The organism is Sanguibacter suarezii NBRC 16159 (assembly GCF_001552735.1).
In the GTDB taxonomy this organism is placed as follows: domain Bacteria; phylum Actinomycetota; class Actinomycetes; order Actinomycetales; family Cellulomonadaceae; genus Sanguibacter; species Sanguibacter suarezii.
The window spans coordinates 52215-74724 of sequence record NZ_BCRT01000010.1 but is presented as its reverse complement, the minus strand read 5'-3'; the positions used below and the strand labels follow the sequence as shown (position 1 = coordinate 74724).

Below are 22510 nucleotides of genomic sequence, written 5' to 3'. Positions count from 1 at the left end.
GTCAGCCGCGCGCGGTGGCGGCGGGGCCGCGGGTGCGCAGCACCTGATAGGCCTGCTCGGCGGCGATCTGCTCGGCGTGCTTCTTCGCTGAGCCCTCACCGGTGCCCAGCACCTCGCCGTCGATCCTCACCTGGGAGACGAAGTGGCGGGCGTGGTCGGGGCCGGTCGCCTCGCTGGTGTACTCCGGGCTCCCTGCGCCCATCTCGGCAGCGGCCTCCTGCAGAGAGGTCTTCCAGTCCAGGCCTGCGCCCATCTCGGCTGCGGCGTCCAACGTCTCGTCGAGGAGGCGGTGGACGAAGGCGCGGGCGACCTCGAGGCCGTGGCTGAGGTACACCGCGCCGATGAGCGACTCGACGGTGTCGGAGAGGATGGAGTCCTTGTCGAAGCCGCCGGTGCGCGCCTCACCCTTGCCGAGCAGGATGAACCGGCCCAGGTCGAGCTCGCGGGCCACGGCGGCGAGGGGACGCTGGGACACCGAGGCGGCCCGCATCTTCGCGAGGTCACCCTCGGGGCGATCGGGGTGCCGGCGGTAGAGCGCCTCAGCCGAGACGAGACCGAGCACGGCGTCGCCGAGGAACTCCAGGCGCTCGTTCGTGGGGATCCCGCCGGCTTCGTGGGCGAAGGACCGGTGCGTCAGGGAAAGCACGAGAAGCTCGGGATCCAGATGGACCCCGAGCTTCTCAAGAAGTTCTTCAGCCGGGGAGACCTTGCGTTGTGCTGGAGATCCCACCGGTTGTACTCCTTGCTGGTGGCTCCGTCATGGACGGAGCCGGGAAGATCAGTTTGCGTGCTCGGTACGCACTGCTTCTGCGTACTGGCGGCCCTTGTAGGTGCCGCACGTGGGGCAGGCAGCGTGCGAGAGCTTGTCGCCCTTGCACTGCGGGCACGTGGTGAGGTTGGCAGCGGTGGTCTTCCACTGCGAACGGCGCGCACGGGTATTGCTGCGCGACATCTTGCGCTTCGGAACAGCCACGGCTAGCTCTCTTTCGTCTCGTCGATAATGCTCTGCAAGGCCGACCACCGGGGATCGACTACGTCATGACTGTGCTCAACCTCATCCGCCAGGTGCACTCCACAGATGGAGCACAGTCCCGGGCAGTCCGGTGAACACAACGGTTGGAATGGTAGTGCAGTGACCACCGAATCCCTAAGCACGGGCTCAAGATCGATCATATCGTCCTCGAGCTCACGTACGTCTTCCTCCTCGTCACCGTCGTCCGCGGCGGCCTGAGCACGCTCGGGGTAGACGAACAGCTCCTGGATCTGGATGTCGACATCCTCGACAACCTCATCCAAGCACCGCACGCACTCACCGACCGCCTGACCAGCTACGGATCCAGAGACGAGAACCCCCTCCATCACGGCCTCCACCCTGAGATCAAGGTCGAGCTCGCTGCCTTCGGGGATGCCGATCACCACAGTCCCGAGATCGGCTGGTGCAGACACAGTGCGGACGACCGTACGCATCGAACCGGGACGCCGACTGAGCTCATGGGTATCGAGGACAAGTGGCGAACGAGGATCGAGAGTGATGGGACGCTCCACAGTGGTTCCGAACGGAAAGATCTCAGGTGCATGCCGTGACTGGCAGGACCAACAGGTAATGCTACGTCATGAAAGCGCGAGGTCCCAAACCCGCGGGAGCGGCTACTCGAAGGACTCTTTCTCGCGCGGTTCGCCCAGCCGTTCGGCCAGCTTGTCGCGGCCCGCGTGCACCTGGGCGAGGACCTTTCCCAGGTCGATCTCGAACTCGGCCAGCCGGCGGTCGCAGTAGTCGTCAGCCTCATGGCGCAGCGTGGCCACGGTCGCCTCAGCGTGGGCGATGAGCTCACGGGCGTGCACCTCGGCCTGACGGACGACCTGCTCGGCGTTGACCAGCTCGGCCGCACGCTCGCGCGCGGTCGTGATGAGGTTCTCTGCCTCGACGTGAGCGTCCTGGAGCACCTGGTCGGCGTCGGAGAGGACCTCGTCGGCGCGGGACAGCTGGGAGGGCAGCGCCTCGCGCAGCTCGTCGAGCAGGTCCAGCGCCTCGTTCCGGTTGACCAGCACGGAGGACGACATGGGCATCGACCGGGCGCGCTCGATGACGTCGGTCAACGCCTCCAGCAGGGCGGGCACGCCCAGGCGTTCACCCTCCACATACGTCTCGGTATCGTCGTGGCTGCTCATGACACTCCTTGTTTCGGGGGGATGCGACTGGCGACCACGGTGCCATCCAGGGCCGCTCGAACCGCGGAAGAAACGCCGTCGGGCACACAATCGTCGATGCTGCCGCCGTAGCGGGCCACGTCCTTGACCAAGGAGGAGGCGATGTGAGCCAGGGCTGGGTCGCCGGGGATGAAGACCGTCTCCACGCCCACGAGGTGGCGGTTCATCAGCGCCATCGGCAGCTCGGCGTCGAAGTCCGCTCCCCCGCGCAGCCCCTTGGCGATGACGGTCGCCCCCACCTGGCGGCAGAAGTCCACGAGCAGCCCGGGCACCAGCTCGACGCGGACGTTGTCCATCCCGGTGCAGGCCGACCGGGCCAGCTCCAGGCGCTGGTCAGCGGTCAGCAGCGCGGACTTCGAGGAGTTCTTCGCCACACCGACGACGACCTCGTCGAAGAGGCCGCTGGCACGGCGGATGATGTCGAGGTGCCCCAGGGTGATCGGGTCGTACGATCCGGGGCTCACAGCGATGGTCACGCCTTCACGGTAGTGCAACGAGCGGGCAGGCGGTGATGATGGTCGCATGCCTGACACCACCGCGCCCGCCCCCGTCGAGCTGGTCGACCTCACCGACCCCGCCGACCTCACCCGCCTGCACTCCGACGTCCTCGCGCCGTCTTTCCCACCCGCCGAGCTCATGGACCTCGATGACCTGCTCGCGGGGTGTGCGAGCGGTGAGCTGTACGCCCTGGGGGTGATCCGTGACGGGCGGGTGGTCGCGGGCGCCGTAGGCACCGGGTCAGCCCCGGGCGGTGTGGTGCTGCTCGTCTACCTCGCCATCGCGCCGGGCGAGCGCGGCGGCGGGATCGGCGCAGCGCTGCTCGACGGCGCGGTCTCCCGCTGGGTGGCCGCGCACTCCCCCGCCTACGTGTTGGCCGAGGTGGAGCATCCCGAGCATCACACCGCGAGCGTCGAGCACGGCGACCCGGTCGCCCGGCTCCGGTTCTACGCCCGTCACGGCGCACAGCTGCTCGCCGTCCCGTACTTCCAGCCCGGGATGGGCCCTGGTGCGCCGCGGGTGCCTGCGCTGCTGCTCGTCACGCTGCACGTCGACGACTCGGTGCGCGCGGGATCCCCCGGTCCCGGCGGCCGCGAGCGCGTCAGCGCACCGCCGCTGCGGGACTTCCTCGAGGCGAACCTGCGCGGCTCGGAGGGCTCCCTGCGCGACGACGCGGCCACCCGCGCGCTCCTCGACTCGGTCGCCGGGGCGTGGGTGGACCTCGTCCCGCCGGAGCGCCTCGCGGACGTGCCGGTCGGGCTGCTGCCCGAGAGCTAGCGGACGGCGGTCTCGCCCGGGTGGACGTCCCTCCCCGCGAGGTGCACCACCCGACGGCCAATGCGGGCTAGCGTAGCGACATGGGATTGTTCTCTTCCGCAAAGAAGCGCGTCGAACCATATGGGCTGCTCAAGGCCGACGCTGCGCAGCTGGCGCGCCTGGAGTCTCGGGGCGTCGACGTCACCGCACCCCGCGAGAGCGAGTTCGCGGTGTGTTTCACGACCCAGCAGCACGCCGACGCCGCATCAGCAGCCCTGCGCGCTGACCGCGTGCGGCACGAGCTCGTCCCGCCCAGTCATGACATCCCCGACTGGACCATCGTGCTGGCCGCACGCGACCAACCGCTGGTCCCGGACTTTCTGCGTGACCGCGTGGACCTCTGTCGCGCTCTTGCCACCACCCATCAGGGTGACTACGAGGGGTGGGTCGCCCTGCTGACCGACGAGGAGAAGGCTGCCTCGTAGCCCCACCGGCCCCATCAGCTCCCGGCCCCACTGCGTCAGCTACGCCTCCGTCACGCCCTCGGCCTCGCGGTCCGGCTCGGCGTAGTACACCGTGGTGTCGCCATAGGTCTTGGCTGTGATCAGCCGCCATGTCGCCGGCCAGGCGGGAGCCCCCGAGCGGGAGGCCCGCTCCACCACGACGACCGCTTCGGGCGAGACCTGGGTCTCCAGGCCCGCCAGCACGGTGGCCACGTCGGCGTCGGTGACGTCGTAGGGCGGGTCGAGGAAGACGAGGTCCCAAGCGCGGTCCCGGTCGCCCCGGACGAACCGCTCGGCCTTGTCGGTGACCACCTGCACGCCCGTCAGGCCCAGGGTCGCCGCGTTGCGGGCGCAGACCTGGGCGGCGGAGGCGGCTGCCTCCACGAGGACGACCTCGACCGCCCCGCGGCTCGCCGCCTCCAGGCCGAGCGCGCCGGACCCGGCGTACAGGTCGAGCACGCGGGCGCCGTCGAGCACGTCGTAGTGCTCGAGCCGCGAGAAGATCGCCTCCCGGACCCGGTCGCTGGTCGGACGGGTCCCGCGCGGGGGGACCTCGAGAGTTCTGCCACCTACGCTGCCCGCCACGATCCTTGTCACGGGGCCAGCCTACCCACGCCCCCGCGGCTCAGGTGCGCTCGAGGAACTCGGCACGCTCCTGCGGCAGGCGCTCGGCGATCGCCTCACGCAGCACGGGGTGGTCGGCGAGCTCGGGGTCGCGGTCGACGATCTCACTGGCGTCCTCGCGTGCCGCCTCGATGACCGTGCCGTCCTTGGCCACCCGCAGCAGGCGCAGCGAGCTCGACCGCCCGGACTGGGCGGAGCCGAGCACGTCACCCTCCCGCCGCAGGGAGATGTCCGCCGCCGCCAGCTCGAAGCCGTCGGCGGTACCCGCCAGGGTCGCCAGCCGCTGGCTCGCGGGCGAGGCCGCCTCGAAGGCGGCGGGGCTGGCTCCGACCGGGAGCAGCTCCTCCTCGGGGATCGCCGAGACGAGCAGGCAGATGCCGGCGTGGTCACCTCGACCGACCCGCCCGCGCAGCTGGTGCAGCTGGGACAGCCCGAAGCGGTCGGCGTCCAGCACCACCATCGCCGTCGCCCGCGGGACGTCCACGCCGACCTCGATGACCGTGGTGGAGACGAGCAGGTCGATCTGCCCGGCCGTGAAGGCCGCCATCGTCGCCTCCTTCTCCGCCGGGGGGAGCTGACCGTGCAGGATGCCGATCCGCACGCCCGCGAGCGCCGGGTGGTTGCGCAGCTCCTCGGCGACCTCGTAGACCGCCCGCAGCGGACGCGTGGTGCGCCCGGGCGCCGTGGTCCCGGCGGTGTCGTCCTCGCTCTCGATGTCCGAGCCGTCCAGGTCCACGTCGTCGGCGCCGCCGTCGTCGGCGGTGATCCGTGCACAGACGACGTAGGCCTGTCGCCCGGAGGCGATCTCGTCCCGGACCCGCGACCACGTGCGGTTCATCCACGACGGCTTGCCGGCGGGGACCACATGGGTGACCACGCCGGCCCGCCCGGACGGGATCTCACGCAGCGTGGACGTCTCCAGGTCGCCGAAGACCGTCATGGCCACGGTCCGTGGGATCGGGGTGGCCGTCATGACGAGCAGGTGCGGGACCTTGGCCGCCTTGGCCCGGAGCGCGTCGCGCTGCTCCACACCGAAACGGTGCTGCTCGTCGACGACCACCAGACCCAGCTCGGCGAACTGCACACCGGCGCTGAACAGCGCGTGCGTGCCCACGACGATCCCGGCCGCGCCGCTCGCAGCGTCCAGGAGGTTCTGCTTGCGGTCCTTGGCGTTCTGGGACCCGGTGAGCAGGGCGACGCGCGTACCGTGCGAGGCCCCGCCGAGCAGCCCGCCGGCGGCCAGGTCTCCGAGCAGCGTGGTCAGCGTCCGGGCGTGCTGGGCGGCGAGCACCTCGGTCGGGGCGAGCAGGGCGGCCTGGCCGCCGGCGTCGACCACCTGGAGCATGGCCCGCAGCGCGACGACGGTCTTGCCTGAGCCCACCTCTCCCTGCAGCAGGCGCTGCATCGGTCGGGTGGAGGACAGGTCCTCGGCGATCTCCTGGCCCACCGCGCGCTGACCGGCGGTGAGGGTGAAGGGCAGGGCCGCGTCGAAGTCGTGCAGGATGCTGGGTCGGTCACCGTCGGCGAGCAGCAGCGGGCGCGAGACCGCCTCGAGCTGGGAGGCGCGCGACCGACGCTGGGCCAGGGCGGTCTGCAGCACGAAGGCCTCTTCGTACCGCATCCGCCGGATGCCGCGGGCCACCTGGTCGAGGTCCTGGGGCTGGTGGATGTCGAGGTAGGCCTGGTGCAGGTCGACGAGGTGCCGGCGCCGGCGGATCTCCTGTGGGATGGGGTCCGGGACGTCCTGAGGGGTCAGCGGGTCCAGGACCACCGAGACGCAGCGGGCGATCTTCCACGACGGGATCGCGGCATTGGCCGGGTAGATCGGGATGATCCGGCTCGCCCGGGCGCGGGCGGTCTCCTCGTTCTCGGTGTCTACCCCGAGGAAGAAGTAGTCCGGGTGGGTGAGCTGGCGGGTGCGCTGGTACTCCGAGACGATCCCGGTGAACAGACCGGTGAGCCCCGGGCGCAGCTTGAACTCGTGCCCGCGCAGGGCGCCCACGCTCTTGGCGAAGAAGGTCAGCGAGAGGTCGTGGGTGCCGTCGGTGACCACGGCCTGGAGCATCGCCCCACCGCGCGAGGCCATGGTGCGCACGGAGGTCTTGACCACCCGCGCCATGACCGTCACGTGCTCACCGACCACGAGGCTGGACAGGTCCGTCATGGTCCCGGGCTCGCCGTACCGGCGGGGGTAGTACCGCAGGAGGTCGCCGACCGTCCCCAGGCCGAGCTTGGCGTACCGGTCCTTGTTCTTCGCCTCCCCCAGCACCTTGGTCAAGGGCTCCTGCAGGCGAGTGGTGGCGGCGGTCCCCGTCCACGGCGCCATCTCTGTGGTCGCGTGGCTCGACTTGCTCCCGTGAGCGGGCGTGTCCCCGTGACTCAGCTGGTCCCCGTGCGGGCCCGTCAGGACGATGACCTCTGGGCGAGGGGTACGGTCGGCGCTCACGGCTGCTCCACCCCCATGACCAACGACGCCGTGGCCGTGCCGGAGGCGAGCACGACGACCTCGATGCCGGGGCGGCGCCGGGCGGCCTCAGCAGCGAGCTCGTGCAGCGCCGGCTCCTCGACGAGGTCTCCTGCCAGGACGGTGAGCACCGCGTCGGGACCGCTGCGCACGGTGTCCAGGAGGGCGGCGACCGCGGTGCTCAGGGCTGTCAGGTCCCCTGCGTCCACGGTGGTCACCCGCAGGGACGCGACCGCGGCCCGCACGGCGTCCAGGCGCGCGGACCCGGGTGCGTGGGGACGGTGGGCAGCGGTGTCCTCCGAGGCAGTCTCAGGCTCGCTCGCCCAGGCGGAGACGGCCGCGACCACGTGCAGGTCGCTCACGCTGTCCACGACCTCCAGCCAGGGCGAGGTCGCCTCAGCCAGCGCGTGGGCGTGCTGGGCGGTCTCCAGGTCGGCCGGCAGCACCAGCACCTGTGCGGCGCTCGTCTCGAGCGCACCTCGGCGCAGGTCCTCCGCGCCGATCGGCGCGCTCGAGCGCAGCACCACCACGGCTCCGCTGCGGGCGAGCTCGGTCACCAGGCCTGGGGAGGCGGTGCAGGCCACCACCCCGCGCGCCGGCTGGGCGCCGTGGGCGAGCGCGGCGACCTGGTGGGGCAGGCAGCGGACCACGACCTGGCGCCGGGTCAGGTCCTGCGCCGCGCGCAGCGCCTCGAGCGGGACGTCGGTGTGCACGTGCACCTGCCACGTCCCAGCCACCACCGAGCCGTCCCGGCTCCCCGGCTCGTCCGCTCCGCCGACCACGACGACGGAGTCGCCGACCTCGACCAGCCGCGCGCGCAACATGGACCCGAGCGCCTCGATCTGCTCGACCGGGGCGACGTGCTCGACGACGAACATCACCTCGAACTCACCGTCCAGCGCTGTGTGCTCCGGGGCTGCTGCAGGCTCGGCACCCTGGCCGGTGTGCTGACCGCCCGCAGCCGCGTCCGAGCGCGGACTGCTGCGGACGAGGTCGGTCACGGCGAGCGAGTCCATGAGGGTGATTGTCCCAGCAGCCTCTGACACAGCGGCGGGCACGGCCGCGGACGCTGCCGCCGGGGCTGCCGCGGGGCGCACCTGACCTGCAGGCTCGGTCTCCTCGGCCAGGGCCAGCCCGAGCGCGTCGAGGACGAGGACCAGGCCGTAGGCGCCGGCGTCGAGCATCTGGGCGCTGCGCAGCACGTCCAGCTCGTGGACGCTGCGTTCGAGAGCGGCCTGGGCGCCCGCCCGGGCCTCGTCGACGACCTCGCACACGCCCGCTCCGGGGGTCGTCGCTCGCATCTGCGCCGCTGCCTGCGCGGCTCCGGTGCCGGCGGTGAGCATGGTGCCCTCCCGCGGCTGCCCGACGGCGGCGTAGGCGCAGCGCGAGGCTTCCAGGAGCCCGGCGACGACAGCGTCCACCATCGCCCCGCCGCTGCCTCGCGCACCGGCCACGCCGAGGGAGAAGCCCCGGAGGTACTCGCTGAGGATGACGCCGGAGTTCCCGCGCGCTCCCAGGAGCGCGCCGCGGGCGAGTGCGCGCAGGGCGTCCTCGAGGCCGGCCCCGGGAGGCAGAGCGTCCAGGGCGTCGCGTCCCTCACCGAGGGTCAGGCAGAGGTTTGTGCCCGTGTCCGAGTCGGCGACCGGGAAGACGTTGGCCTCGTTGATGACCGGACGAGCCGCTGTGAGCAGAGTCATCGCCAGGACCACCCACGTCCGTACCGTCGCCACGGTGAGCTGGTCGTCGACCGGTGCCGTGGATCCGTCGTCCTTCGTGGTCACGCCTCTCCCCTCGCCGGCCACGATCGTCTCGTCGGCCCCGACCTCATATGATGACGTACGGAGCTGCCGGACGACCACGGAGACGAGTTCTGACCACCGGTCGGCGGGGCCCGCGAGCCCTGGTGCGGGGCCGTAGTTGAGAAGCGGTCCAAGGATCGGCTACTCTATCGAAGTTGCCCGCATTCATCAGGGCATGCGCGATCCACAGCTTGAGCGGTCAGATCACTCTGCCGGCACTGGTGGCTCCGTACCCAAAGACCATTGAATTCGCGCCTCTGGGCGTGCACGACGATCAGGAGAGACCGTGGCTGCCAACTGCGAAGTCTGCGCAAAGAGCCCGAGCTTCGGGCACAGCATCTCGCACTCGCACGTGCGCACGAAGCGCCGCTGGAACCCGAACATCCAGCGCGTTCGCGCAATCGTCAACGGTGCGCCCAAGCGCCTTTACGTGTGCACCTCCTGCCTCAAGGCTGGCAAGGTCACGCGTCACATCTGAGTCCTCCCTTCGCGGAGAACGCAGCACACGAGCCCGTCGGACTTCGGTCCGGCGGGCTTTTCGTGCTGTGCGCACCGGTTCGTCGATGTGACACTTGGGGCAACTCGCCCCGTTTCAGTGTTGGCCTTGGGCACATCTCGTGGCAGGCTGACTCCATGGTGGACCCATTCGACGATGTGACGATCCGGACCGCGACCCCCGACGACGCGCGGTCTATCGCGCGTGTGCACGTCGCCTCCTGGCGGGAGGCGTACGCCGGGATCATCCCGGACGACTATCTGTCCTCCCTCGACGTCGACGCGCGCGAGCAGCGCTGGAAGGACATCCTCGCCGACCCGACGTGGCAGACCTGGATCGCCGAGTTCGCCCGGCGCACGGTCGGCTTCGCGAGCCTGGGCCCCAGCCGCGACGAGGACGCCGAGCCCGGTGACCTTGAGCTGTACGCGATCTACCTCGACCCCGAGGCCTGGGGGCGCGGCGTCGCCCGTGACCTCATGCGCACGCTGCTGCGCGAGGTTCCCCTGAAGACGCCCGTGTCCTTGTGGGTCCTCGCCGACAACGAGCGTGCCCGTCACTTCTACCGCCGACACGGCTTCGCTCCGGACGGCGTCGAGAAGATCGAGGAGTACAGCGGCACCAGCCTGACCGAGGTCCGCTACCGCCGCGCCTGATCGCGCCAGTCCTGACGTACCGCCGCTCCAGAGCAGGGCAGGTGCACGCAGGCCGCTCTCTCAGCCCGCGAAGTGGTCCCACCCGGGCGCGACGACGGGCGTCTCACCCGCGACGGTGACCCGTCCAGGAGCCCGGGGCCCGTCCCCCGCGCTGACCGTGCCGATCACGCGGAACCCCTGCGGCAGGACCGCCCCGGGCGCGAAGGTGGCGAGCATGCCGTGGTCCTCACCGCCGGTGAGGATCCACGTGAGCGGGTCGACGCCGAGCTCGGTGGCCGCCCCCTCCAGCACGGCCAGGTCCTCGGGCACCGACCGAGCCGGGTCCAGCAGGTCGATGCTGACCCCGCTCGCCCGCGCGATCCGGCCGGCGTCGCGCAGCAGGCCGTCGGAGACGTCGAGCATGGCGGTGGCACCGGCCAGGCTCGCGCTCACGCCGGCGTCGAGCGGCGGGTCAGGGCGCAGGAAGGCTGTCACGAGCGCCGGGTCGAGCTCGGGGACCCCGGCGGTGAGCAGCGCGAGGCCTGCGGCCGACCGGCCCAGCACGCCCGCATGGGCGAGGACGTCGCCCGCACTCGCCCCCGAGCGCAGCACCGGCGCGCGCCCGGCCAGGTCACCGTGCACGGTGACCGCCACGACGATCTTCTCCCCACCGGACAGGTCACCGCCCACGACCGCTGCGCCCTGACCTGCGCAGGCCGCAGCGAGACCGCGGGCGAAATCCGTCACCCAGGACACCGGGAGGTCGGAGGGCAGGACCAGGGAGACCACGAGGGAGGTGCCGCGTGATCCCATCGCGGCGCAGTCGGCGAGGTTCTGCACGGCTGCACGCCAGCCGACGTCGTAGCCGGTCGACCATGTCCGGATGAAGTGGCGGTCCTCGACGAGGACGTCGGTCGAGACGACGAACCGGCCGTCCGGCGCCGCGACGACGGCGGCGTCGTCGCCTGGGCCGACGAGGGTCGAGCCGGCGGTGGGCAGGAGCGGGGTGAAGCGGGCGAGCAGCTGCTCCTCCGAGAGGTCCCGGACGAGTTCTTGGTCAGTCACCTGGCAACTTTAGCCTGCGGCGGTTGCTGGGGAAGATACCGGGGAAGATACAGTGAAGGCGTGCTCAGCAGTCTCTCTCGGGCCACGGCGCCCCACTCCTCCCGCTCCCCCGCCAGCCCCGTCACCGGTGCCCGACGCCGGCTCACCGGCGCGCGCAGCGCTCGCCTCGCGCTGGTGGCCGTGGTGGCTGCCGCGCTCGGTGCCTGCAGCCCCACGATCGACGTGCCGGCCGGCAGCGACGCGGGCAACCCGCTGTGCGCCAAGGCCGTGCTCATCACTCCCGTGGAGGTGGGCGGCCTGTCCAAGGTCAAGGCGTCGAGCCAGGCCACCGCGGCCTGGGGAGAGCCGGGGGCGGCGATCACGCTGCGCTGCGGCGTCGACCAGCCGGCCATCGGGGTGGGCAACTGCCAGGAGATCGTCGTGCCGATCGGCGGTGTGGACACGTCCTTCGACTGGATCACCGACTCTGACGAGAACGGGTGGACCTTCACCACCTACGGCCGCGACCCTGCCATCACGGTCCAGGTGCCCGCCGCGGTCGAGGGACAGCCCACCGCAGCCCTCGTCGACCTCGCCGTCGCCGTGAACGAGATCCCGGTCACCAAGCGCTGCGTCTGACGACCTCCGGAGCTCGCCGGCCTGAGCGGTCCGGCAGGCTCAGCGGTCCAGCAGGCTCAGCGGTCCAGCACGCTCAGCGCAGCCCGGTGGGCCGTTCGAGGGCGAGGTCGATGAGCTCGGTGATGAGGTCGGAGTAGCCGAGCCCGCTCTTCTCCCACATCCGCGGGTACATCGAGAACGGCGTGAAGCCGGGCATGGTGTTGATCTCGTTGACGATGACCTTGCCGGAGGTGGTGACGAAGACGTCCACCCGCGACAGCCCTTCGGCGGCGACCGCCTCGAAGGTGCGCACGGCGACGTCCTGCACCTCGGCGATGATCTCTGGAGACAGGTCCGCAGGGCAGCTCAGCACGACGCTGGCCTCGTCGAGGTACTTGGCCTCGAAGGTGTAGAAGTCGTGACCGGTGTCGGTGACCTCGATCTCGCCGGGCAGCGAGGCCCGGGGCCGCTGGCCGGCTCGGCCACCGAGCACCGCGCACTCGATCTCGCGTCCCACCACGCCTGCCTCGACGATGACCTTGGGGTCGTGCTTGCGCGCCTCGGCGATCGCCGCGGGCAGGTCGGCCAGGTCGGAGACCTTGGAGATGCCCAGGCTCGACCCGGCACGGGCCGGCTTGACGAAGACCGGCAGCCCGAGGTTCGCGATGGACTCCGTCCAGGCCTTGGGGTTGGTGTCCCACTCCCCGGGGCGGATGACCGTGAACGGGGCGATGGGCAGTCCCTGACCGGCCAGCACGAGCTTCATGAAGTGCTTGTCCATGCCGACGGCGGAGGCGAGCACCCCGGCGCCGACGTACCGGACGTCGGCGAGCTCGAGCATCCCCTGCAGGGTGCCGTCCTCACCGAAGGGCCCGTGCAGCAGCGGGAACACGACGTCGACGTCGCCCAGGATCGCGGGGAGCTCGCCGGGGACGAGCTCGCGCAGCGCGCTCTGCCCCACGGCCATCGGCAGCAGCACCTCGGAGTCGTCGGCGACCACCTCAGGCAGGTGCCCCTCGGTGATGGCCCAGTGGTCGGGGTCGTCGGCGGCCAGCACCCACTGCCCCGAGCGGGAGATCCCGATCGGGACGACGTCGAAGCGGTCGCGGTCGATCGCGCGCATGACGCCGGCCGCCGTCGCGCAGGAGATGACGTGCTCGCCTGAACGACCGCCGAAGAGCAGCACGACGCGAGCCCGTCGAGGGGCCGCAGTCTCGCTCGGGGCGTCGGCAGGGGCGGGGCGCTGAGGTTCAGGCAGGGTAGACATCGCGTGAGACTTTACCGGAGACGAAGGCATACCCTCTTTTCCATGACCGACGCGCCACGCATCCCCGCTGTTCCCACACCCCACGCCCACCCGGCGGACCTCACCCGCGCCACCCTGGCTGTCACGGCGGGTCGCCCGCCGCGGGTCCAGGGCAGCCCGGTCAACCCACCCGTGGTGCTGTCCTCGACGTACGTCTCGGCCGGTGTGCCGGCCCTCGGCGAGAAGCTCTACACCCGGATGGACACCGAGACCTGGGGACCCTTCGAAGAGGCCGTGGCCGCGCTGGAGGGCGCCTCCGAGCCGGGGGTGGTCTTCTCCTCGGGGATGGCAGCCATCGCGTCCGTGCTGGCCATGGTGCCCGACGGCGGCAAGATCGTCGTGCCCAGGCACGCCTACCAGGTGACCCTGGGCTTCGTCGACGACATGGCGCTACGTCACCGGGTCACCGTGGTGCGCGTCGACGTCGCCGAGACCGAGGCCGCGGTCGCCGCGATGCGCGGGGCGGACCTCGTATGGATCGAGTCGCCGACCAACCCCATGCTCGAGGTGGCCGACCTTCCGGTGCTCATCGACGCCGCGCACCGGGCCGGTGCCCTCGTGGCGGTGGACAACACCTTCGCCACGCCGCTGGTCCAGCGCCCCCTGGAGATGGGCGCTGACATCGTCGTGCACTCGGCGACGAAGTACCTGGCCGGGCACTCCGACGTGGTGCTGGGCATCACGGTGACCAGCTCAGCCCACCTGAACGCCACCATCTTGGCCTACCGCACCCTGCACGGGGCGATCGCGGGACCGTGGGAGGTGTGGCTGGCGCTGCGCGGGCTGCGCACCCTGGCGCTGCGCGTCGAGCGGGCTCAGGCCAGCGCTGCCGAGCTCGCTCGCCGCCTCGCCGCTCACCCCGGCGTCGAGCAGGTGCGCCACCCGAGCCTGCCCGAGGATCCCGGCCACGAGGTCGCCAGCCGCACCATGGACGGCTATGGGGCGATCATCGGCCTGCGCCCGCGCGGAGGCGCAGCCGCGGCCGACGCCGTCGTGGCGGCGCTCGCGCTGTGGACCCCGGCCACGAGCCTGGGCGGCGTCGAGTCGACCCTCGAGCGTCGACGCCGCTTCGCGACCGAGTCCCCCACCGTGCCCGAGGACCTGCTGCGGCTGAGCGTGGGCATCGAGGACGTCGAGGACCTGTGGGCCGACCTGGACCAGGCGCTCAGCCGCGGGTGAGCCGTGTCCGGATCGCAGCCGATCTGTGACGTCTTCTTGACCCCTGCGACGGTTTGCCCGCTTAGGCTGGGAGAAGGACCTTTTTGCCCGGGTCGACCGGCCCGCGGACCGCACAGGCGGAGGGACATCATGGACGGTCGCAGGACGCGCCCCGCCCGGGGCCCGGCATCGCAGCTTGGGCGTTCTCGCCCGGCCACGCTCCGCGCCCTCGTGGCGCTCGTGTGCGCCGGGACGGCCCTGGCCGCCGGAGGCTGTTCCACGCCGGTCAACCCCGGCACCCCCACCTCTTCCGCCCCCTACGTCTCCACGACGCCGGTGCCACCGGCGGAGGTCGTTGCGTCGCTGACCTCCGGGGAGCTCACGCTCGATCTGGTCACCGACCCGCCGCCGTTCCCGGAGGTCCTCGAGCCGGCCGTCGCCGCGCCGTCCTTGGGGGCGGTGCTGACGGTCACCGACGTCCGGGTGGCCCGCCACGAGGGCTTCGACCGGGTGGTGTACGAGCTGGCCGGGAGCGGGCTCCCGGGGTGGACGGTCGGTTACGTCTCCCAGGCGGTCCAGGACGGCAGCGGCATGATCATCGAGCTCGAGGGCAGGTCCACGCTCTGGGTGTCCATCTCCGGCAGCGGCTATCCCTCCCAGACGGGCGCGGTGCCCTTCAGCCACCCCACGACGGTGCGCGGGGACCAGACGACCGCGGTCACCGAGGTCCAGGGCTGGAGCGCCTTCGAGGGCACCACGGGCTCCTTCATCGGCGTCAGCGGCCATGACCTCCCCTACCGGGTGTTCCTGCTGGACGACCCGGTCCGAGTGGTCGTCGACGTCGAGCACCCCCAGCCCTGAGGGCCCGCGTCAGCGGTGGTCGGCGCCCTCGGACCGCTGGGGACGGGCAAGGAGCCCGCGGGCCATCTCCTCGACCGGCAGACCGGCGTGCAGCACGCCCACGACGGCCTCGGTGATCGGCATCTCCACCCCGATCGACCGGGCCAGCTCGAGGACCGACCGGCAGGACTTCACACCCTCCGCGGTGCCTCCCGTGGCCACGATGGCGTCGTCCAGGGTCATGCCCTGCCCGAGGTGACGGCCGAGGGTGTGGTTGCGCGAGGACGGAGAGGCGCAGGTCGCCATGAGGTCCCCCATGCCCGCCAGGCCGGGGAAGGTCTCACGGTCGGCGCCCAGCGCGAGGCCGAGCCGGGTGATCTCGGTCAGCCCGCGGGTGATGACCGTCGCGGTCGTGTTGTACCCGAACCCACGTCCCTGGGCCATGCCGACAGCGAGGGCGATGACGTTCTTCACCGCCCCGCAGAGCTCGACGCCGACGACGTCGGGGTTGGTGTAGGCCCGGAAGTAGCCCGAGGAGCAGGCCTGGACCACGAGGGCGGCCGTGTCCGGGTCGGTCGAGGACACGACGGTCGCGGTCGGCTGGCGCTGGGCGATCTCCCCGGCGAGGTTGGGGCCGGAGACCACCGCGACGCGTCGGGGGTCGATGTCCAGCGCCTCGGCGACGACCTGGCTCATCCGCTGGTCCGTGCTCAGCTCGATGCCCTTCATGAGCGAGACGGCCACCGAGCCGGGCGCGAGCAGGCCGCGCAGCGGTTCGAGGGTGGCGCGTGCGCTCTGCGACGGGATGGCGATGACGACGACGTCCGCGCCGGCCAGCGCCTGGGCGGCGTCGGTGGTGGCGGTGATCGTCTCAGGGAGCACGACCCCGGGCAGGTAACGACCGTTGACGTGCTCGCGGTTGATCTGCTCGGCGGTCTCGGCGCTGCGGCCCCACAGCCGCACGCTGCAGCCGGCGTCCGCGAGGACCTGGGCGAAGGTCGTGCCCCAGGCTCCGGCGCCGAGGACTGCGGCGATCATCGGGCGCCTCCGTCGTCGCCGGGACCTGGCGTCGGGTCGGGAGACTGGTCTGGAGTCTGGTCCGGAACCTGGTCTGGAGTCTGGTCCGGAACCTGGTCCGGCGTCGGGTCCGCAGCGGGGGCCGGCGTCGGGTCCAGCTCGGCTGGCGGGACGGCCACGCCAGCAGCCTTGGCTGCCCGGCGCATGTCGTAGCGCACCGCCGGTGCGGACTCCCCGCGGATCTCCTCCAGCAGGGTGGTGATCGCCGTCATGATGCGCTCGGTGGCCTCTTTGAGCACCGCGGCGTCCATGGGGCGTCCTCGCAGGTCATCGAGGTCGACTGCGGGCCCGGCGTGGATGGAGACCTTCTTGCGGGGGAAGGGGTGCAGCCGCTTGGAGTACTGCGGCAGGATGTCCTGCGGTCCCCACTGGGCGACAGGGATCACCGGCACGCCGCTGCTCAGGGCGAGGCGAGCCGCGCCGGTCTTGCCGACCATGGGCCACAGGTCCGGGTCCCGGGTCAGTGTGCCCTCGGGGAACACCGCGACGACCTCCCCGCCCTGCAGCTGGGCGACAGCGTCGGCCAAGGAGGACGCTGCGCCGGAGGAGTTGCGGTGCACGGGGATCATGCCGGTCTTGTTGAGCACGGTCCGCAGCACGGGGACCTTCCACAGCGAGGCCTTGGCGAGGATCCGCGGCGGCCGGGAGGAGTCGTAGAGGAAGTGCGCAAAGGTCAGTGGGTCGAAGTTCGTCATGTGGTTGGCTGCGGCGATGTAGCCACCGGTGGTCGGCAGGTGCTCAGCGCCCTGCCAGTCCCGCTTGCACACTGCGTACAGGAACGGCTTCACGATGGCCGCGACGACGCGGTAGGTGAGGTCGGTGCTCTTGCGGCCGGACGCGCTTGTCTCAACTGTCACCGGGCAAGATTACCGCCCCGGGGCCAGGGCGGGTCGCGGGTCCGTCGCGGAGGGGACCGCGCCGGTCAGGCCAGGACGCAGCAGGTCCCGGCTCCGAGGCGGAACCGGGACCTGCTGAGACTGGGCGAGGCGACGAGCTGGTCGCGGGAGAAGCTAGTCGCGGGAGAACTCGGCGCCGAGCGCCTCGAGCTTCTCGGTGAAGCGCTCGTAGCCACGGTCGATGAGCTGGATCCCACGGACCGTGGAGGTTCCCTTGGCTGCCAGGGCTGCGATGAGGTGGCTGAAGCCCCCGCGCAGGTCCGGGACCTCGATCTCGGCGGCCGCGAGCGGCGTCGGGCCGGAGATCACGGCGGAGTGGTAGAAGTTGCGCTGGCCGAAGCGGCACGGACGCCCACCCAGGCACTCCTTGTAGACCTGGATGTTCGCTCCCATGCCCACGAGCGCGTCGGTGAAGCCGAAGCGGTTCTCGTAGACCGTCTCGTGCACGATCGACAGGCCCTTGGCCTGGGTGAGCGCGACGACGAGCGGCTGCTGCCAGTCGGTCATGAAACCGGGGTGGACGTCAGTCTCCAGGACGATCGACTTCAGCTCGCCACCGGGGTGGAAGAAGCGGATGCCGTCGTCCTCCACCTCGAACTCGCCACCGACCTTGCGGAAGGTGTTGAGGAAGGCGATCATCTCGGGCTGGGTGGCGCCCTTGACGAAGATGTCGCCCTGGGTGGCCAGCGCGGCCGAGGCCCAGGACGAGGCCTCGATCCGGTCGCCGAGTGCGGTGTGACGGTAGCCGGACAGGCGCGAGACACCCTCGATCCGGATCACCCGGTCGGTGTCGACCGAGATGATCGCGCCCATCTTCTGCAGGACGTTGATGAGGTCCATGATCTCGGGCTCGATGGCCGCGTTGGACAGCTCGGTGATGCCTTCGGCGCGCACTGCGGTGAGCAGCAGCTGCTCGGTGGCGCCCACGCTCGGGTAGGGAAGCTCGATCTTCGTGCCGTGCAGGCCGTTCGGGGCGGTCAGGTGGATGCCCTGCTCGCGCTTGTCGACCACGGCGCCGAACTGACGCAGGATGTCGAGGTGGAAGTTGATGGGGCGGTCGCCGATGCGGCAGCCCCCGAGGTCAGGGATGAACGCCTCGCCCAGGCGGTGCAGCAGAGGTCCGCAGAAGAGGATGGGGATCCGGCTCGACCCGGCGTGAGCGTCGATGTCGGCCACGTGGGCGGACTCGACGTTGCTCGGGTCGAGCTTGAGCACCCCGGCCGGCGCGTCGTAGTCGACGGAGACGCCGTGCAGCTCGAGGAGCCCGGAGACGACGTTGACGTCGCGGATCTCGGGGACGTTGCGCAGTTCGCTGGGTCCGTCACCGAGCAACGAGGCAACCATGGCCTTCGAGACGAAGTTCTTGGCACCACGCACGGTGATGGTTCCGTTCAACGGGTTTCCGCCGTTGACGTAGAGCAGATCTGTCATGACGCTATCGTCGCCTATCGATCGGGCTGCGTCCTACTCGGAGCGCAGGCGTACACCGGGTCTTCACCCGTCGAACGCAACCGCGAGGCCACCTATTCCTCGGTGGCCTCGCGGTGTGAGTGCAGGTGACGCTGTCAGCAGCGCGGTCAGGAGACGGGGCGGGCAGCCACGATCTCGACCGGCGGGAGGTGCTTGGCGGGGAGGGTCTTGGGCCGCCAGGCAGCCCGCGTCGCCTCGAACTCGGTGATCTCCTCTTCGTGCTGGAGGGTCAGACCGATGTCGTCGAGACCTTCCATGAGGCGCCAGCGGGTGTAGTCGTCGACCTGGAAGGGCACGACGACGTCGTCGGCGGTAGCGGTGCGGTCGATGAGGCTGACCGTCACCTCGGTGCCGGGCTTGGTCTCCAGGACCTTCCACAGCATCTCGATGTCCTCCTGGGCGACCTGACCGGCGAGCAGGCCCTGCTTGCCGGAGTTGCCGCGGAAGATGTCGGCGAAGCGCGTGGAGAGCACCACCTTGAAGCCGTAGTCCTTGAGCGCCCACACGGCGTGCTCGCGGGAGGACCCGGTACCGAAGTCCGGGCCGGCCACCAGGACGGTGCCCGAGGAGTACGCCGGCTGGTTCAGGACGAAGGACTCGTCGCTGCGCCAGGCGGCGAACAGCGCGTCCTCGAAGCCCGTCCGGGTGACGCGCTTGAGGTAGACGGCGGGGATGATCTGGTCGGTGTCGACGTTGCTGCGACGCAGCGGGACGCCCACTCCGGTGTGCGTGGTGAACTTCTCCATGATGACTCCAGAAACTTCTGTGTTCGGGGCGCGGTCAGACCGACGCGAGGGCGGCTGCTGCGTCCTTGGCCAGGTCGGACGGCGAGGACAGGGTTCCGCGGATCGCGGTTGCGGCAGCCACGAGCGGTGAGACGAGGTGGGTACGGCCACCCTTGCCCTGGCGTCCTTCGAAGTTGCGGTTCGACGTGGAGGCGCTGCGCTCCCCCGGTGCGAGCTGGTCGGGGTTCATGCCCAGACACATCGAGCAGCCGGCGTTGCGCCACTCGGCACCGAAGTCGAGGAACACCTTGTCCAGGCCCTCGGCCTCAGCCTGCAGGCGCACCCGGGCGGAGCCGGGGACGACCAGCACGCGGAGCGTGTCGGCCTTCTTCTTGCCCTCGATGATCTCGGCGACGGCGCGCAGGTCCTCGATGCGCCCGTTGGTGCACGAGCCGATGAAGACCGTGTCGATCGCGATGTCGCGCAGCGGGGTGCCCGGGTTGAGGCCCATGTACTCGATGGCACGCTCGGCGGTGACACGGTCGTTCTCGTCGGCGATCTCGGAGGGGATCGGGACGTTGGCGGACAGCGGCAGGCCCTGGCCGGGGTTGGTGCCCCAGGTGACGAAGGGCTCCAGGTCGCTCGCCTCGAGGACGACCTCGGTGTCGAAGACGGCGTCGTCGTCGGTCTTGAGCGTCTTCCAGTACTCCACGGCGGCGTCCCAGTCGGCGCCCTCGGGGGCGTGCGGACGGCCCTTGAGGTACTCGAAGGTCGTCTCGTCCGGGGCGATCATGCCGGCGCGGGCGCCAGCCTCGATGGACATGTTGCAGATGGTCATGCGACCTTCCATCGACAGCGCCCGGATGGCCTCGCCGCGGTACTCCAGGACGTAGCCCTGGCCGCCGCCGGTGCCGATCTTGGCGATGACGGCCAGGATGATGTCCTTGGCCGTGCTGCCCTCGGGGAGGGCGCCGTTGACGGTGATCGCCATCGTCTTGAACGGCGCGAGCGGCAGCGTCTGGGTGGCGAGCACGTGCTCCACCTCAGAGGTGCCGATGCCGAAGGCCAGCGCGCCGAAGGCGCCGTGGGTGGAGGTGTGGGAGTCGCCGCACACGACGGTCAGACCGGGCATGGTCAGGCCGAGCTGCGGGCCGACGACGTGCACGATGCCCTGGTCAGCGTCACCGAGGGAGTGCAGGCGGACGCCGAACTCCTTGGCGTTGTTGCGCAGCGTGTCGATCTGCGTGCGGCTCGTGAGATCCGCGATCGGCAGGTCGATGTTGAGCGTCGGGGTGTTGTGGTCCTCGGTCGCGATCGTCAGATCGGGACGACGGACCTGGCGCCCGGCGAGCCGCAGCCCCTCGAACGCCTGCGGACTGGTGACCTCGTGGACGAGGTGGAGGTCGATGTAGAGAAGGTCAGGTGCACCATCACTACCTCGGCGCACCAGGTGCGCATCCCAGACCTTCTCTGCCAGCGTGCCGGCCATCACTGTTCCTCTCGTACACCGTCACCCGCGACCGTCAGTGGCCTGTGAGGATGACATGTGCGGTTTTTGGGGGGCTTTCCGGAGAGTCCACTTGCGTCTCAGCCTTCGAGACTGCAATATCGACCTATGGACAATTCTAGCGGAGTCGGAGTGCTCGACAAGGCAGCATCCGTTTTGGGTGCTCTTGAGGCAGGACCGGCCACCCTCGCACAGCTCGTCGCGGCCACCCAGCTGGCCCGCCCAACGGCCCATCGACTGGCTGTCGCACTGGAGCACCACCGTCTCGTCACCCGAGACATGCAAGGTCGGTTCGTCCTCGGACCGCGGCTCAACGAGCTCGCCACCGCGGCTGGCGAGGACCGTCTGCTCGCCGCGGCGAACCCGGTGCTGACCGCATTGCGAGACCACACCGGCGAGAGCGCCCAGCTCTACCGCCGCCAGGGCGACCAGCGCATCTGCGTCGCGGCGGCCGAGCGCCCGGTGGGTCTGCGCGACTCGATCCCCGTCGGGGCGACCCTGACCATGCACGCCGGCTCGGCAGCCCAGATCCTCCTCGCCTGGGAAGAGCCCGACCGCCTGCACCGCGGCTTGCAGGGTGCGAAGTTCACCGCGACCATCCTCTCCGGCGTCCGACGCCGCGGGTGGGCGCAGTCGGTGTCCGAGCGCGAGGTGGGGGTCGCCTCCGTCTCCGCGCCCGTACGCGGGCCGTCTGGACGCATCGTGGCCGCAGTGTCCATCTCCGGTCCCGTCGAGCGTCTGAGCCGCCAGCCCGGCCGTCTGCACGCCGGTTCCGTCGTCGCCGCCGCGAACCGCCTGACCGAAGTGCTGCGCCGCTCCGGCGAATAGTCCACCACCGGCCCGGCCCTCGAGGCCGAACCCACCGCGCCACCCCACGGGGCGTGCTGAAGACCCCAGGCGGGACACCCCGCCCCGGTCCCCAGCACGCCCCGTCGCCATTCCCCCTGGGAGCACCCCATGGATGCCCCCAGGAGACTTCCCCGCCGCAGTCTCCGCCGCCACCACTCCCCCGCGCCCGACGCCCCACGCCCACCTCTCCCCACGAACTCGTGAACCACCCCGCGAACTCGTGAACCACCCCACGCCCACCTCTCCCCACGAACTCGTGAACCACCCCGCGAACTCGTGAGCCAGGCCCGCCAACAGCCCCTGAAACGCCCCTGGCTCACGAGTTCGGCAGGTGATTCACGAGTTCGGCGGGCGACCCACCAGCTCACGGGTCGCCACGGCGCGATTCGGGGCTGGATGCAGGTTGGGCGCGCCGGGCTGATCCCCGCAAGCTCATCACCGAGCCCTCCACCTCGTGAGCCACCTCGCGAACTCGTGAGTCAGCCCGGCTCACGGCCCCGAGAACTGCCCTGGCTCACGAGTTCGGCGGATGGCTCACGAGTTCGGCGAGCGGGTCACGAGTTGGGCGGGGGCAGGGGGCGGGAGGGAGGGGGCGAGGGGTGGCGGGAGTGTGATGTGTGGCACTCGGGGCGGCCGGGGGCGGGGACCTGTGGCGGCGGGTCCGGTGGGGACACAAGAAAGGCCCGACCGGCGAACCGGTCGGGCCTTGCGTTGTACCCCCAACGGGATTTGAACCCGTGTTACCGCCGTGAGAGGGCGGCGTCCTAGGCCGCTAGACGATGGGGGCCTATGGACGTGATCTCCTGCTTTGCAGCCGGTGATCAACTTCCGATTGAGAACTCTACATCATGTTATTCGCGGTTGTGACACCGTGAAAAGCGTAGAAATTCTGCGCTGGGGTACCAGGACTCGAACCTAGAATGTCGGTACCAGAAACCGATGTGTTGCCAATTACACCATACCCCAATGATGCTGACTTCCACCGAATCGTCCCGCTCTCGCAGGGCGTTTCCGTGTGCCGCACCGAACGGAAACATTAC

The 22510-nt window shown here is 70.7% G+C and carries 23 protein-coding genes and 2 tRNA genes; 8 read left to right on the top strand and 17 right to left on the bottom strand.

Annotated features, from left to right (window positions below):
* Position 1: 1 nt before the first annotated feature.
* From rnc to coaD, 5 genes are all read right to left on the bottom strand, one after another.
* The gene (gene rnc, locus SS2_RS04975) at positions 2 to 730 is read right to left on the bottom strand and encodes a ribonuclease III (protein WP_066461703.1); all 729 of its coding nucleotides are present in this window, start codon (positions 728 to 730) and stop codon (positions 2 to 4) included.
* Between the two features lie 48 nt (positions 731 to 778).
* A complete protein-coding gene (rpmF, locus tag SS2_RS16940) occupies positions 779 to 973 on the bottom strand; it encodes a 50S ribosomal protein L32 (RefSeq protein WP_083941789.1) in 195 nt (64 codons plus the stop codon).
* 2 nt (positions 974 to 975) lie between these two features.
* Complete coding sequence (locus SS2_RS04970; RefSeq protein WP_066461702.1) at positions 976 to 1545, bottom strand: YceD family protein; 570 nt, start codon at positions 1543 to 1545, stop codon at positions 976 to 978.
* A gap of 102 nt (positions 1546 to 1647) precedes the next feature.
* Positions 1648 to 2169 (bottom strand): ATP synthase subunit B family protein, encoded by a 522-nt coding sequence (locus SS2_RS04965; protein ID WP_066461700.1) that lies wholly within the window; start codon positions 2167 to 2169, stop codon positions 1648 to 1650.
* Complete coding sequence (gene coaD / locus SS2_RS04960; RefSeq protein WP_066461698.1) at positions 2166 to 2684, bottom strand: pantetheine-phosphate adenylyltransferase; 519 nt, start codon at positions 2682 to 2684, stop codon at positions 2166 to 2168. Before coaD ends, SS2_RS04965 begins: the two co-directional genes overlap by 4 nt.
* Before the next feature lie 46 nt (positions 2685 to 2730).
* On the opposite strand from coaD, the gene SS2_RS04955 reads away from it, so the two are divergent.
* Entirely contained in the window at positions 2731 to 3483 is a 753-nt protein-coding gene (locus SS2_RS04955; protein WP_066461696.1) for a GNAT family N-acetyltransferase, read from the top strand.
* A gap of 80 nt (positions 3484 to 3563) precedes the next feature.
* Entirely contained in the window at positions 3564 to 3947 is a 384-nt protein-coding gene (locus tag SS2_RS04950; protein WP_083941787.1) for a ribonuclease E inhibitor RraB, read from the top strand.
* A gap of 39 nt (positions 3948 to 3986) precedes the next feature.
* On the opposite strand, the gene rsmD is transcribed toward SS2_RS04950, so the two are convergent.
* The 3 genes from rsmD to SS2_RS04935 form a co-directional block, all read right to left on the bottom strand.
* Entirely contained in the window at positions 3987 to 4562 is a 576-nt protein-coding gene (rsmD, locus tag SS2_RS04945; protein WP_066461690.1) for a 16S rRNA (guanine(966)-N(2))-methyltransferase RsmD, read from the bottom strand.
* Between the two features lie 28 nt (positions 4563 to 4590).
* Positions 4591 to 6915 (bottom strand): ATP-dependent DNA helicase RecG, encoded by a 2325-nt coding sequence (locus SS2_RS04940; protein WP_066462410.1) that lies wholly within the window; start codon positions 6913 to 6915, stop codon positions 4591 to 4593.
* Positions 6916 to 7031: 116 nt separating this feature from the next.
* The gene (locus SS2_RS04935) at positions 7032 to 8834 is read right to left on the bottom strand and encodes a DAK2 domain-containing protein (RefSeq protein WP_066461688.1); all 1803 of its coding nucleotides are present in this window, start codon (positions 8832 to 8834) and stop codon (positions 7032 to 7034) included.
* 304 nt (positions 8835 to 9138) lie between these two features.
* On the opposite strand from SS2_RS04935, the gene rpmB reads away from it, so the two are divergent.
* Positions 9139 to 9330 carry a 50S ribosomal protein L28 gene (gene rpmB, locus SS2_RS04930; RefSeq protein WP_066461686.1) on the top strand — a complete coding sequence of 64 codons (192 nt, stop codon included), beginning with the start codon at positions 9139 to 9141 and terminating at the stop codon, positions 9328 to 9330.
* Between the two features lie 155 nt (positions 9331 to 9485).
* The gene (locus tag SS2_RS04925; protein WP_066461685.1) at positions 9486 to 10001 is read left to right on the top strand and encodes a GNAT family N-acetyltransferase; all 516 of its coding nucleotides are present in this window, start codon (positions 9486 to 9488) and stop codon (positions 9999 to 10001) included.
* Positions 10002 to 10061: 60 nt separating this feature from the next.
* On the opposite strand, the gene SS2_RS04920 is transcribed toward SS2_RS04925, so the two are convergent.
* On the bottom strand, positions 10062 to 11045 hold the full coding sequence (locus SS2_RS04920) for a thiamine-phosphate kinase (RefSeq protein WP_066461683.1): 984 nt from the start codon (positions 11043 to 11045) through the stop codon (positions 10062 to 10064).
* Between the two features lie 60 nt (positions 11046 to 11105).
* Here SS2_RS04920 and SS2_RS04915 point away from each other — a divergent pair, with 60 nt between their 5' ends.
* Entirely contained in the window at positions 11106 to 11663 is a 558-nt protein-coding gene (locus SS2_RS04915; protein WP_083941785.1) for a DUF3515 family protein, read from the top strand.
* 73 nt (positions 11664 to 11736) lie between these two features.
* Here SS2_RS04915 and SS2_RS04910 read toward each other — a convergent pair whose 3' ends face one another.
* Positions 11737 to 12909 (bottom strand): D-alanine--D-alanine ligase family protein, encoded by a 1173-nt coding sequence (locus tag SS2_RS04910; protein WP_066461681.1) that lies wholly within the window; start codon positions 12907 to 12909, stop codon positions 11737 to 11739.
* 42 nt (positions 12910 to 12951) lie between these two features.
* On the opposite strand from SS2_RS04910, the gene SS2_RS04905 reads away from it, so the two are divergent.
* Together SS2_RS04905 and SS2_RS04900 are read left to right on the top strand one after the other, a co-directional pair.
* Positions 12952 to 14127, top strand: coding sequence for a trans-sulfuration enzyme family protein (locus SS2_RS04905; RefSeq protein WP_066461680.1), 1176 nt, complete (start codon positions 12952 to 12954; stop codon positions 14125 to 14127).
* 129 nt (positions 14128 to 14256) lie between these two features.
* Positions 14257 to 14967 (top strand): AMIN-like domain-containing (lipo)protein, encoded by a 711-nt coding sequence (locus tag SS2_RS04900; protein WP_157607190.1) that lies wholly within the window; start codon positions 14257 to 14259, stop codon positions 14965 to 14967.
* 9 nt (positions 14968 to 14976) lie between these two features.
* Here the strand turns inward: SS2_RS04900 and SS2_RS04895 are convergent, their stop codons facing one another.
* The 5 genes from SS2_RS04895 to leuC all read right to left on the bottom strand — a co-directional run bounded on the left by SS2_RS04895 (position 14977) and on the right by leuC (position 20603).
* Entirely contained in the window at positions 14977 to 15984 is a 1008-nt protein-coding gene (locus SS2_RS04895; protein WP_066461673.1) for an NAD(P)H-dependent glycerol-3-phosphate dehydrogenase, read from the bottom strand.
* Positions 15981 to 16880 (bottom strand): lysophospholipid acyltransferase family protein, encoded by a 900-nt coding sequence (locus tag SS2_RS04890; protein WP_066461671.1) that lies wholly within the window; start codon positions 16878 to 16880, stop codon positions 15981 to 15983. The genes SS2_RS04895 and SS2_RS04890 overlap by 4 nt, the downstream gene beginning before the upstream one ends.
* A gap of 153 nt (positions 16881 to 17033) precedes the next feature.
* Positions 17034 to 18350 carry a UDP-N-acetylglucosamine 1-carboxyvinyltransferase gene (gene murA / locus SS2_RS04885; RefSeq protein ID WP_066461669.1) on the bottom strand — a complete coding sequence of 439 codons (1317 nt, stop codon included), beginning with the start codon at positions 18348 to 18350 and terminating at the stop codon, positions 17034 to 17036.
* 146 nt (positions 18351 to 18496) lie between these two features.
* Complete coding sequence (leuD, locus tag SS2_RS04880) at positions 18497 to 19135, bottom strand: 3-isopropylmalate dehydratase small subunit (RefSeq protein WP_066461665.1); 639 nt, start codon at positions 19133 to 19135, stop codon at positions 18497 to 18499.
* Positions 19136 to 19169: 34 nt separating this feature from the next.
* Positions 19170 to 20603, bottom strand: a complete 1434-nt coding sequence (gene leuC, locus SS2_RS04875; protein WP_066461663.1) for a 3-isopropylmalate dehydratase large subunit — start codon at positions 20601 to 20603, stop codon at positions 19170 to 19172.
* Between the two features lie 126 nt (positions 20604 to 20729).
* Between leuC and SS2_RS04870 the strand changes: the two genes are divergently transcribed.
* The gene (locus tag SS2_RS04870; RefSeq protein WP_066461661.1) at positions 20730 to 21449 is read left to right on the top strand and encodes an IclR family transcriptional regulator; all 720 of its coding nucleotides are present in this window, start codon (positions 20730 to 20732) and stop codon (positions 21447 to 21449) included.
* 735 nt (positions 21450 to 22184) lie between these two features.
* Here SS2_RS04870 and SS2_RS04865 read toward each other — a convergent pair.
* Both SS2_RS04865 and SS2_RS04860 read right to left on the bottom strand, forming a co-directional pair.
* Positions 22185 to 22257, bottom strand: a tRNA-Glu gene (locus SS2_RS04865).
* A gap of 107 nt (positions 22258 to 22364) precedes the next feature.
* Positions 22365 to 22436 (bottom strand) — tRNA-Gln (locus tag SS2_RS04860).
* Between the last annotated feature and the right edge of the window lie 74 nt (positions 22437 to 22510).

Bases quoted from the DNA above. Each gene is read 5' to 3' on its own strand.
- SS2_RS04965 (WP_066461700.1), bottom strand. From the start codon at position 2,169: ATGAGCAGCCACGACGATACCGAGACGTATGTGGAGGGTGAACGCCTG.
- SS2_RS04955 (WP_066461696.1), top strand. From the start codon at position 2,731: ATGCCTGACACCACCGCGCCCGCCCCCGTCGAGCTGGTCGACCTCACC.
- SS2_RS04950 (WP_083941787.1), top strand. From the start codon at position 3,564: ATGGGATTGTTCTCTTCCGCAAAGAAGCGCGTCGAACCATATGGGCTG.
- SS2_RS04940 (WP_066462410.1), bottom strand. From the start codon at position 6,915: ATGGCGCCGTGGACGGGGACCGCCGCCACCACTCGCCTGCAGGAGCCC.
- SS2_RS04925 (WP_066461685.1), top strand. From the start codon at position 9,486: ATGGTGGACCCATTCGACGATGTGACGATCCGGACCGCGACCCCCGAC.
- SS2_RS04910 (WP_066461681.1), bottom strand. From the start codon at position 12,909: ATGTCTACCCTGCCTGAACCTCAGCGCCCCGCCCCTGCCGACGCCCCG.
- SS2_RS04905 (WP_066461680.1), top strand. From the start codon at position 12,952: ATGACCGACGCGCCACGCATCCCCGCTGTTCCCACACCCCACGCCCAC.
- SS2_RS04900 (WP_157607190.1), top strand. From the start codon at position 14,257: ATGGACGGTCGCAGGACGCGCCCCGCCCGGGGCCCGGCATCGCAGCTT.
- SS2_RS04895 (WP_066461673.1), bottom strand. From the start codon at position 15,984: ATGATCGCCGCAGTCCTCGGCGCCGGAGCCTGGGGCACGACCTTCGCC.
- murA (WP_066461669.1), bottom strand. From the start codon at position 18,350: ATGACAGATCTGCTCTACGTCAACGGCGGAAACCCGTTGAACGGAACC.
- leuD (WP_066461665.1), bottom strand. From the start codon at position 19,135: ATGGAGAAGTTCACCACGCACACCGGAGTGGGCGTCCCGCTGCGTCGC.
- leuC (WP_066461663.1), bottom strand. From the start codon at position 20,603: ATGGCCGGCACGCTGGCAGAGAAGGTCTGGGATGCGCACCTGGTGCGC.
- SS2_RS04870 (WP_066461661.1), top strand. From the start codon at position 20,730: ATGGACAATTCTAGCGGAGTCGGAGTGCTCGACAAGGCAGCATCCGTT.